The 9,872-nt window shown below is 66.0% G+C and carries 15 protein-coding genes and 1 tRNA gene; 13 read left to right on the top strand and 3 right to left on the bottom strand.

Going from position 1 to position 9,872, the window contains the following annotated elements; genetic code table 11:
- The first annotated feature begins 102 nt into the window (after positions 1–102).
- Genes KK7_RS0117390 through KK7_RS21065 form a run of 9 tightly spaced genes read left to right on the top strand, consistent with a single transcriptional unit; the run spans position 103 to position 5,073 of the window.
- Positions 103–537, top strand: coding sequence for a DUF4326 domain-containing protein (locus tag KK7_RS0117390; RefSeq protein WP_010545925.1), 435 nt, complete (start codon positions 103–105; stop codon positions 535–537).
- On the top strand, positions 534–1,904 hold the full coding sequence (locus KK7_RS0117385; protein ID WP_010545924.1) for a PRTRC system ParB family protein: 1,371 nt from the start codon (positions 534–536) through the stop codon (positions 1,902–1,904). The genes KK7_RS0117390 and KK7_RS0117385 overlap by 4 nt, the downstream gene beginning before the upstream one ends.
- A gap of 4 nt (positions 1,905–1,908) precedes the next feature.
- Entirely contained in the window at positions 1,909–2,316 is a 408-nt protein-coding gene (locus KK7_RS0117380; RefSeq protein ID WP_010545923.1) for a PRTRC system protein E, read from the top strand.
- Positions 2,317–2,330: 14 nt separating this feature from the next.
- Positions 2,331–2,540 carry a PRTRC system protein C gene (locus KK7_RS0117375; protein WP_010545922.1) on the top strand — a complete coding sequence of 70 codons (210 nt, stop codon included), beginning with the start codon at positions 2,331–2,333 and terminating at the stop codon, positions 2,538–2,540.
- A 51-nt stretch (positions 2,541–2,591) separates the two neighbouring features.
- Entirely contained in the window at positions 2,592–3,083 is a 492-nt protein-coding gene (locus KK7_RS21070) for a PRTRC system protein B (protein ID WP_010545921.1), read from the top strand.
- Positions 3,083–3,739, top strand: a complete 657-nt coding sequence (locus tag KK7_RS0117365; protein WP_040599043.1) for a PRTRC system protein A — start codon at positions 3,083–3,085, stop codon at positions 3,737–3,739. The genes KK7_RS21070 and KK7_RS0117365 overlap by 1 nt, the downstream gene beginning before the upstream one ends.
- Positions 3,729–4,517 (top strand): PRTRC system ThiF family protein, encoded by a 789-nt coding sequence (locus KK7_RS0117360; protein WP_010545919.1) that lies wholly within the window; start codon positions 3,729–3,731, stop codon positions 4,515–4,517. Before KK7_RS0117365 ends, KK7_RS0117360 begins: the two co-directional genes overlap by 11 nt.
- Positions 4,510–4,788: a hypothetical protein gene (locus KK7_RS0117355; RefSeq protein ID WP_010545918.1), complete on the top strand. Its 279-nt coding sequence runs from the start codon at positions 4,510–4,512 to the stop codon at positions 4,786–4,788. Before KK7_RS0117360 ends, KK7_RS0117355 begins: the two co-directional genes overlap by 8 nt.
- A gap of 48 nt (positions 4,789–4,836) precedes the next feature.
- Positions 4,837–5,073 (top strand): helix-turn-helix transcriptional regulator, encoded by a 237-nt coding sequence (locus KK7_RS21065; protein WP_010545917.1) that lies wholly within the window; start codon positions 4,837–4,839, stop codon positions 5,071–5,073.
- Here KK7_RS21065 and KK7_RS0117345 read toward each other — a convergent pair.
- Complete coding sequence (locus KK7_RS0117345) at positions 5,070–6,314, bottom strand: tyrosine-type recombinase/integrase (RefSeq protein WP_237709246.1); 1,245 nt, start codon at positions 6,312–6,314, stop codon at positions 5,070–5,072. The genes KK7_RS21065 and KK7_RS0117345 overlap by 4 nt on opposite strands.
- 211 nt (positions 6,315–6,525) lie before the next feature.
- A tRNA-Ser gene (locus KK7_RS0117340) sits at positions 6,526–6,615 on the bottom strand.
- Between the two features lie 217 nt (positions 6,616–6,832).
- Here KK7_RS0117340 and hspQ point away from each other — a divergent pair.
- The 4 genes from hspQ to KK7_RS0117320 all read left to right on the top strand — a co-directional run bounded on the left by hspQ (position 6,833) and on the right by KK7_RS0117320 (position 8,684).
- Positions 6,833–7,213 (top strand): heat shock protein HspQ, encoded by a 381-nt coding sequence (gene hspQ / locus KK7_RS0117335; protein WP_010545915.1) that lies wholly within the window; start codon positions 6,833–6,835, stop codon positions 7,211–7,213.
- 148 nt (positions 7,214–7,361) lie between these two features.
- Positions 7,362–7,667 (top strand): 50S ribosomal protein L21, encoded by a 306-nt coding sequence (gene rplU, locus KK7_RS0117330; RefSeq protein ID WP_010545914.1) that lies wholly within the window; start codon positions 7,362–7,364, stop codon positions 7,665–7,667.
- 31 nt (positions 7,668–7,698) lie between these two features.
- Complete coding sequence (gene rpmA, locus KK7_RS0117325; protein WP_010545913.1) at positions 7,699–7,968, top strand: 50S ribosomal protein L27; 270 nt, start codon at positions 7,699–7,701, stop codon at positions 7,966–7,968.
- A 173-nt stretch (positions 7,969–8,141) separates the two neighbouring features.
- Positions 8,142–8,684, top strand: coding sequence for a GNAT family N-acetyltransferase (locus tag KK7_RS0117320; protein WP_010545912.1), 543 nt, complete (start codon positions 8,142–8,144; stop codon positions 8,682–8,684).
- A gap of 29 nt (positions 8,685–8,713) precedes the next feature.
- Here the strand turns inward: KK7_RS0117320 and KK7_RS0117315 are convergent, their stop codons facing one another.
- Positions 8,714–9,745: an SAM-dependent methyltransferase gene (locus KK7_RS0117315; protein ID WP_010545911.1), complete on the bottom strand. Its 1,032-nt coding sequence runs from the start codon at positions 9,743–9,745 to the stop codon at positions 8,714–8,716.
- Positions 9,746–9,872 lie beyond the last annotated feature (127 nt).

Raw genomic sequence — 9,872 nt, 5'->3', positions numbered from 1 at the left:
CTACGGCTCCGGCTACGGCGACGGCTACGGCGACGGCTACGGCGACGGCTCCGGCTCCGGCGACGGCGACGGCTACGGCTACGGCGACGGGGCAAGCTACTCGTGACCGCCTGTTCCAAGTTCGTCGCCATAGGATCGGAGGGGCGCACCGCCCCTCCGATCAACCCGCTCGCCCAGCGCCAGCCGGTTCGCCTGCAACGCACCCGCCGCCGCGACGCACGGACGCCTGCCGGCGCCGTCTATGTCGGCCGCCCGACGGTCTGGGGAAACCCGTTCAGCGATCGCCCGAAGATCGGCCACGCGCGCAGCGTGATCCTCTATCGCAGCTGGCTGGATGGCGATCTCAGCCCCCGCGTGCTGCGCGCCGCGGCGTTCGACGAGCCGGAGATCAACGGCCTGTATCGCTGGCGCCGCCGGTTGATTGCCTGCCTCCACCAGCTGCGCGGGCGCGACCTGCAGTGCTGGTGTCCGCTCACTTCATCCTGGTGCCACGCCGATGCGCTGCTGCGCTCGGCCAATCCGGAGCTTTGCCGATGACCACCCCAGACCGCCCGCCTGAGGATGCGATTGCCTCAGCAGCCCCGACGCTTGTTCCCCTCTCGTCCGTTCGGCCAGGCGAGAACCCGCGCCGCTACTTCGATCAGGCCAAGCACGACGAGCTCGTCGCATCGCTGCGGCTGCGCGGCATGCTACAGCCGATCCTGCTGCGGCCCGCGCCCGACGCGAAGGACAGCTATTCGATCGTCGCAGGCGGCCGCCGCTATCGCGCTGCGCTTGAGGCGTTCGGGCCAGACGGCACCGTGCCGGCGATCATCCGCGACATGAGCGACCAGGAGGCGCTTGAGGCCGCGATCGACGAGAACGACGTCCGCGAAGACGCCAGCGAAACCGAGCAGGCCGACGCCGCGGTGCGCGTGCTGGCCGCGTGCGCCGATGATCGTGCCGAGGCGGCCCGCCGCCTGGGATGGTCGGCGAGCAAGCTCGATCGGCGTCTGGCGCTGGCGGGCCTTTCCTCGGCGGTGAAGACGGCGCTGGACGAGCGCCGGATCAAGGTCGGCCATGCCGAGCTGCTCGCCGCCGTGCCGGACGACAAGCAGGACAAGGCGCTCGAGACGATCCTGAGCAGCGGCATCGACGTCGCCAAGACGCGCGAGCTGCTGATGCGGGTCACGCAGAGCCTCGCGGCGGTCACCTTCGACAAGACCGAATGCGCCGGGTGCGGGTACAATTCCGCTCGCCAGCGCGCGCTGTTCGACACGCACGTCGAAGACGGCCACTGCACCAATGCCGCCTGCTTCACGCTCAAGGTGGAGGCTGCAGCGAAGCTCGCTGGCGACGAGGGCAAGGCGGCCGAGGTTGATGCGGAGAAGCGCAAAGACCCGGCGCCCTCGGCCGCTCCCGCAGCGAAGCCGGCCGCCTCGGAGAAGGGCAAGGTCACGGCAACCAGCCTGGCGGCAAGGCTGTCGAGCACCCGGGAGCGCAAGTGGCGCGAGGCCGTCGCAGCGGCGATCGCCGAAAGCGCCGACCACCTGCGCGTCGCCGATATCGCGGGTAGCTTCATCAAGAGCGGTTCGCCGGCCCGGTTTGCGCAGGTCACGGACTTGGCATCCGAGTTCGAGGTCGATCTGCGCCAGCACTGGCGCGTCGATCGCGAATTCCTCGAGCTGCTGAACAGGGACGAGCTCAGGTTCGTCGCAAAAGAGTGCGGGCTGGTGTCGCACATGGGCGAGAAGCAGTTCTCCCAGCTCCTCACCCAGCCGCTGAAGACGCTGATCGGCTCCATGCTGAACGCCACCGGCTTCGATTGGGCCGGGCGCATCCCCAGCTGCATGTCGCTGGCCGGCAACTATGGCCCGCCGCACGCCGCTGAAGCGCGCCCCGCCTCCCCGATCACCAAGGATTGAATCGATGCTGATCACCAGCCTGTTGCCGATGCTCGCCCGCTACTCCCTCGGCCTGGATCTTGCCGCCGGGCCGGACGGTACGGTCACCCTGACCATCCTGCCGCGGAAGGCAGAGGGCGCTAAGGCCGCCCTCGATGCCGGCGAGGCGCGGCCGATCTCGATCACTGCGACCGCCGCGGAGATCGACGCCGAGCTCGCGCGCGGCGAGGAAGGCGCGCTCGGCCAGATCTTCGCAGCGCGAAAGACGCTGGCCGACCAGCTCGCTGAGCACCGCGCTGCCACCGAGGCCGCGAAGAGCGCCACCGCGAAGGCGAAGCCGGCCGCGAAGCCAGCCGAAGCGAAACCCGAACCCACCGTCGCTGCCGCTACGGTCGCCACCGCGGCCCCCGGCGAGCCCGTCAGCCTTTTCTGACCGAGGATACTGCCATGCAAGTCACCCAGCTCACCCGCACCTATCGCTATGACGGCATCGACCTGCCGGTGCCGCCGCACCTCGCGAACGACCCCGCCGGCCTCCGGGCCTATCACTCGACGCTCTACCCGGCGATCTTGAACGCCGAGACCGTCGACACCGGGCCCACCAATGGCGTGCTGCTGACCGAGTATCGGCGCGCCGTGGGCACGAAGGGACGATGAGCGGAATAGCCCCGCCGCCCCGCAAGACACTGCTCGAATGGATCGAAACCGATGCTAGCGACCCTGCACACGATGGCCGCCCCAGCTGCAGCCCCAAGCTCACCGCGCTTCACCAAGCAATCGGCATCCAGCCGGCGCACGGCGAAGCGCGCGAGCCGCTCGCGCCGCGGCCTTGGGGTCTATGCGCTCCCGTCCAATGCGCGCCCGGCGGCCGACACGCCGGTGCTGCACTCGCCGGTGCTGAACGTCTTCCTCGGCGGTCAGCTCTGCTGGGGCAACATCGCCAAGCCGAAGGCGCTGAGCGTGGCGGCGATGGCCGAATATGAGCGGGCCGTGTTCGATTCGTGGTCGACGCACCCGAACGCCGGCCAGGACCAGACGGTCACCGGCAAGGGCGGCCTCGTCCGGCTGTGGGATGATCTCGCAGCCCGCCAGGCGAAGCGCTTCCCGGTCCGCCGCCTCAAGACCTTTTTCCCGCAACAGCGCCGCCCGGCCGACCTCCGGCCGATCACGGTGGCGCAGCTTATCGAGTGGGCATGCTGATGAGACTTGCTGAAGATCCTACCGGCGGCGCGGTGCTAGACGCAGTGCCCTGCTATCCAGTGCCGCCGGTCGGCCGCTCGCCGGCGATCGATGCGCTGCGGACCGCCCGCGCGAGCCACGGCTTCGCGATCGGCACCGACGGCATGATGCTGATCCTGCGCCGCCCCTGGCTGCAGCTGGACTATCGGGTCACCGAAGGTCCGGAGTGCCATGCGCCGTACGGTGAGACCGGGCCCGACGCGGTGCTGCTTCGGTGCGGCCTGATCCCCGGCGCGCTGCTCGGCCGAATCCTCGACCACTTCCGCCAGGCGCTGCCGAACGAGGCCGCAGCGTTCGTCCTCTGGAACGAGCGAACCGGCGAGTTCTCGATCGACTTCCCGGTGATCGACGCAGCCACGCCCTCCCGCCTGGTCTATCGCACGCCGCACCCAGGGCCTGACTGCCACGTCGTTTGCGACCTCCATAGCCACGGGACCAGCCCGGCGTTCTTCAGCGCGACGGACGACGCCGACGATCGAAACAGCACCAAGGTTGCGGTGGTGGTTGGCCGCCTGGGCCAGTCCGAGGCGCCCTTGTTCGCCGCTCGCCTCTGCGCCGGCGGCATGTTCCTGCCCCTGCCCAGCCTGCCGTTCTCGGAGGCGCCCGATGCAGCCTGATCGCCACTACCTGGCCGCCAAGCTGCAGGATGCCCGGATCAAGCTGCTGCTGGTCGGCTGCGGCGGAAACGGCGCGCAGATCCTGATGGGGCTCGCCTCGCTCGACACTGCCTTGAGGGCGATCTCGTCGCGATCGCTCGATGTGACGGTGGTCGACGACGACACGGTCAGCGAGGCGAACCTCGGCCGCCAGCCGTTCTACCGCTGCGACCTCGGCGCCTCGAAGGCGCGAACGTTGGTCGAGCGCATCAACCTGGCCCACGGCCTGGATTGGAAGGCGGTCCACGGCCGCGCGCCTGACAGCGTCGATGTGCAGGCATTTGATCTGCTGATCACCTGCGTCGACACCGCGGCCGCGCGGCGTGCGATCGGGGTGGCCCTCACATCGGAGCCCGACCCCTTCCGCTCTCGCAAGCCGCCGATCTACTGGATGGACCTCGGCAACCGCGCCACGGACGGCCAGTTCCTGATCGGGTGCCCGAAGCGAAGCGACAAGGATGATCCTCGGCGGCTGCCGACGGTGCTCGAGCACTTCCCCGAGCTGGCCGACGATACGATAACCGAAGACGACGCACCATCCTGCTCGGTCGCGGAGGCCTTGGAGAAGCAGTCGCTGTTCGTGAACCGAGTGGTCGCCAGCCACGCCCTGGCGCTGCTGTTCGACCTGCTCGGCCGCGGCTCGATCGGCCACGCCGGCGGCTTCATCAACCTATCGACGGGGCAGGTCGTGCCCATGCCGCTGCCCCGGCAGCTAGAAGGAGAGAAAAGCGATGGCTGAGCTTACACAGGCCGATCATGCTGCAGAACGCTGGCTATGGTGGGTTGGCGACCAGGACAGCGTTGAACAAGACGCCCTCTACAACATCGGATCCTACGCGACCCGTGAAGCCGCGATCGCAGCAGGCCTGCGCGACGAGGATGATGGCGGTTTCTACATTATCGAGGCGCGAACCAGCGGCGATGAAGATGATCGTGACGAGGATGATCGAGAACCATTCATCGAGGCGCGCAATATGGAGTTCATAAACCGCGAGGCTTGGCAGTCATGAACGAAGAAGCGAGGCCGCGTCGAGGCGCAGAACAAAAGGAGACCACCAATGCAGGTTGAGACGCGGGAGGAGTTCGCGCGCAATTACAGTCGACAGCAGGACAGCCTGTTGCGGCTCGCGGCGGTCAAGCAACGCACCGGGCTGGGCCGCACGACGATCTATCGAAAGATCGCCGCCGGCACCTTCCCGAAGCAGGTGAACATCAGCGTTGGGCTGGTGGCGTGGTACGAGCGCGACATTGATGCATGGGTCGCGAACCCGGCAGGGTGGCAAACCGCGGCCTAGCGCCGCGGCTCCCCGATCAGATCGTTCGCCCTGATCATCCCGTCCATCAACAGGTCCGCCCATTCCTGGGTCAACACGCGCCGGCGCTCCATGTGGCCGGCGCGGTCATATGCAGCCTTCACCTTGTTCGCCGGCACGTGGGCGAGCATCAGCTCGATCACCTCGGAATCGCCCAGGCGCTTCTGCTTCACCGCGAGCGCGTTCATCGTCGTCGAGAACGACGACCGCCAGCCGTGCGGCACATGGCGGCCATGGAAGCCGACGCGATTATAGAGATAGCCGATCGCGTTCTCGCTCAGCGGCTTATGGCTGTGCCGCTGGCCTGGGAAGATTAGCTGGTTGCGGCCGGTGAGCCGCCGCGCGGCGCGCAGCACGTCGACAGCTTGCCAGCTAAGCGGAACGACGTGCTCGAACGCCTCCTCGTCCTTGAGGTCGAGGATCAGCTTCATCCGCGCCGCCGGCACGCGCCATATCGGCAGGAAGGGCCCGAAGCGGTCGCCGGTCCAATCGACACCCTCAATCTCTCGCCACTCAGCACCGCGCACCATCCCCGGCCGGGCCTGGGTGAGCGCAAGGAAGCGAGAGGCCAGCTTCGTGATGGGGCTGGCGCCGGAAGCCTCCGCGGCGATCAGCACCTCGCGCGCGCCGTCAACATTCGTGATCGCGGGTTGCCGGCCCTTCTTCGGCAGCGGCTTGAGCGCCTTCACCACCGTTGCCGCCGGGTCGGCGGAGACGACGCCCTCCGAGACGTACATCGCGTAAATGCCGGAGATGCGCTGCCGCAGCCGGCGCGCGGTCTCGATCGCGCCGCGCTCCTCCACCTTGCGCAGCGCGCGTAAGACCATGGGTGCGTCGATCTCGGCGAGCGCAAAGCGCCCCAGCGCCGGGAAGATATCGCGCTCGAGGCTGGTGATCACATCGTCGGCATGGACGGGAGCCCACCGCCCCTTCTGCAGCTCGTGCCAAGCGCGCGCGGCCTGTTCAAAGGTCAGCTGCTTCGCCGCCTCGATCTCGGCGCGGCGCTTCTCCTCTTCCTTGCGCGCCCGAGCGCCAGACGGATCGATGTTGTCGCGGATCAGCCGGCGCGCCTCATCGCGCCGCTCGCGCGCCTCTGACAGCTTCACGCTAGGGTAAGGGCCGAACGTCAGCAGCTTCTCCTGGCCGCCAAACCGGAACTTCATCCTGAAGGACTTCAGGCCCGAGGGGGCGACGTAGAGGAACAGGCCGCCGGCGTCGGCCATCTTGTACGGCTTCTCGCGCGGCTCGGCGCGCTTGATGGCAACTTCAGTGAGCATCGATACCCCCACACCAAAAGCGATACCCCGATCCGTACCCCTATAGCCGCGCGGCTTGATTGGAACAAATCGGGATCATTCTGGGGGAGGTATAACGCAAAAAGGCGCTGAAATCAGCGCCTTTTGGTATCGTTCTGAACTGTCTGGAATGCCCCAATGGCGGAGAGGGAGGGATTCGAACCCTCGGTACGGTTACCCGCACAACGGTTTTCGAGACCGCCCCGATCGACCACTCCGGCACCTCTCCGCATGGGAGGATACGCACCTTCGGGGAGGCCCCGACCTGCGTACCGGTCGCTGTGAGGCGCGGCCACTAGCGCAAAGTTCCGGGCCCCGCAAGCAGGCAGTTTCAAGTTTTTTCGCGGTGCGAGAAGCGCCCCGCACCGCCCTCGCCGTTCCCGGAACGGGATCCTACGCCGTCTCCACCGTTGCCGTTGCGGCTCCGCAACCCTAGATTGAGGACCATGTCAGAAACCAACGGTTCGCTTACCATCGCTTCGTCCGGCACGCCGATGCCGTCGATCGCCAGCGCGCGCTTCGCGATCGGCGACGTGGTGCGCCACCGTCTTCTCGATTTCCGCGGCGTGATCTTCGACGTCGATCCGGTCTTCGCCAATACCGACGAATGGTACGACTCGATTCCCGTCGACATGCAGCCCGCGAAGGACCAGCCCTTCTACCATCTGCTCGCCGAAAACGACGACTCGACCTACATCGCCTATGTCAGCCAGCAGAATCTGGTGGCGGACGACAGCGACGAGCCGGTCTATCACCCGGGAATCAGCGGGCTGTTTGAACGTTTCGACGCCGGGCGCTACCTGCTGAAGCGCACCCACCGCCACTAAGGGCGCCGGGCGGCGGAAATGTCCCGGAAAATCGCAGGCGCGTCTTGCGAAACGGTTGACAATCCCGCCCCCCTCGCATAGTTGCGCCCTTCCTCCTGCCGAGGTGCAACCTTGGCGGGCACATGCATTTGAACCAGAGAAGAGACCGATGTTCGCTATCGTGCGCACGGGCGGCAAGCAGTATCGCGTTGCCGCAGGAGACAAGATCGTCGTCGAGAAGCTCGACGGCGAAGCCGGTTCGACGGTGACGCTGGGCGACGTCCTGCTTGCCGGCGATGGCGGCGAGCTGAAGCCGACCGACGGCCTGACCGTTTCTGCCGAGATCGTCGCGCAGGCGAAGGGCGAGAAGGTCATCGTTTTCAAGAAGCGCCGCCGGCACAACTATCGCCGCAAGAACGGCCATCGCCAGCAACACACGATCCTCAAGATCACCGCCATCGGCGCGGCGAACTGAGCGACTGGCGAGATACGAGGAGTATTAGGCAATGGCACATAAGAAGGCAGGCGGCTCGTCCCGCAACGGTCGCGACTCTGCTGGCCGCCGTCTTGGCGTGAAGAAGTTCGGCGGCGAGACGGTTCTCGCCGGCAACATTCTCGTGCGTCAGCGCGGCACGAAATTCTACCCGGGCGTGAACGTGGGCATGGGCAAGGACCATACCCTTTTCGCGCTCACCGACGGCCGCGTGTCGTTCAAGGAAGGCAAGCTTGGTCGCAAGTTCTGCTCCGTAGACATGATTGCCGAGGCGGCCGAATAACATCGGGCGACCGTACGGGTTGCCCACCAGGGTGACCCGGGTTCGACGAACCAACGCGAAAAGGGAGACGGGTTGCCCCGGTCTCCCTTTTTTCATGCTCCCTGCAATCGCAGCGCAACACCCGTACGCCATGGACATGGCGTGGGGAGCTGCAGGACCGAGGAGTATTGGTCATGTTCGTGCGGACCCAGAGATTGACACTGCGCCCCGGCTGGCCCGAGGACGCCCCTGCCCTCGCCCGGGCGATCGACCATGAGGCGGTCGTGCGCAACCTGTCGCGCGTGCCCTGGCCCTATTCGATCGAAGCGGCGGAAACCTTCCTCCAGCACTGGACCGATACGCGCTTCCTGGTGTTCGAGCACCAGGGCGGCGAGACGGCGCTGATCGGCTGCGTCGGGATTGAAGCGGCAGGCGAGGAGCCGCACGAGTTGGGCTACTGGCTCACCCCCGCCGCCTGGGGCAAGGGCTACGCCACGGAAGCTGCACGCGCGGCCCTGGCTGCCGCACATGCGACCGGCATCCGCCGGATCACGGCCGGACACTATGTAGACAATCCTGCCTCCGGCCGCGTGTTGCGCAAGTTGGGGTTTCGTTCGTCTGGGACGATCCAGCCGATCTGGTCACGAGGACGCGGCTGCAATGTCGCGTGCGTGCGGCTGGTGCTGGAGATGGACGAGATCGCCCGATCAAAGACGCCTTTCGCTGTAGCCGCATGAGTGCCGATTCGACGGCACGAAAGGGGGCGTCACGCCCCCTTTCGAACGACAATACCGAATGAGGTACAGACGAATCCGTCAATCGACAGCTTCAAGTGCGAAGGCTCTCCGAGCCCGGCCGCCCCTCCCTGCGTGCGTGCGTCGTGCCAGGGCGGCATGTCGATGAAACCATCCAACACTCCCGCACCCGTGGAGAAATCCAAGGGAGCGACGCGATGGCCGGCACGATCCAGGCGCGCCGCCATTGCCTCCAGGTGTCGCTGCTGAAACAGCACGGTCACCCAATTGTCGACCGTTGGTCCATCTGCCTCAACGTTGAACTCTAGTGTGTGAACTGCAGTGCCGCCCGGGCGAAGCGTGTCGAGTGAGCGCTCGATGAAGGCAAGGCCGCGTTCGATGCTTCCCAAGTGCTCCAACGCGCAGATCGACCAGCAAAAATCGAAACCCTTAAGGCGGTCCGGGATGGCATTCATGTCAACGGTATCGATCTCCACGAAACGCTCGAAAACCTCCTTGGTCACAAGGTGCGGGATGAACGGAACTGCTGCGGAGCCGAGATGCTGGTTCGTGTCGACCCAGCCCGATTCGATCGCTTCCTCCTGTGAAAAGTCCGTCGCCGTCACGCCGACCCCTTGTGCCGCGAGATAGCTTGGGATCGGCTCCGCACCGCAACCAAAGCCCAGGCCACGCTGCCCCGGCTGCAAATGCCCCCCTTCGAACAGCGCTTGGAGCACGTACGCAAACTCCCACAGCTTTCGATGGTAAATCATGGGGGTACCGATCGCGTGCGCCCAATGTGCGACCCAGTCACTTTCCATGTCGCTTTGGGTGCAGCCCTTCGATTGCAGGCCGATGACTTGCGGCCCCCGGTCGACGGTTGGCGGCAGCGCAGCAGCCATCTTTCTCGCGAGATCGTAGCCGAACGCCTTCATATTCAGCTCCAGAACACGCACCTCTTTGACAATGTCATTCAGCGCATTCAGATTCGGCTGCGATTGTTCGTTCACCATCGAAAGCAAGCGATTGAGTATGCTCGATTGAATCTTGTTGCGTATCGACATTACCCCCCCATTTGACCTGCGGTCCGTCGCTTTCCTGAAACTTTCCCCGCGACCACGGGGAGACGGATAGTGCGGTTATCAGTAGATTGAAACCAGAACGGAATTCGCGCCGAGCCGTGAGGGTTGG

The organism is Sphingomonas elodea ATCC 31461, assembly GCF_000226955.1.
GTDB classification, from domain to species: domain Bacteria; phylum Pseudomonadota; class Alphaproteobacteria; order Sphingomonadales; family Sphingomonadaceae; genus Sphingomonas; species Sphingomonas elodea.
The sequence above is the reverse complement of the archived record's forward strand: the minus strand, read 5'-3'. Positions and strand labels throughout refer to the sequence as shown.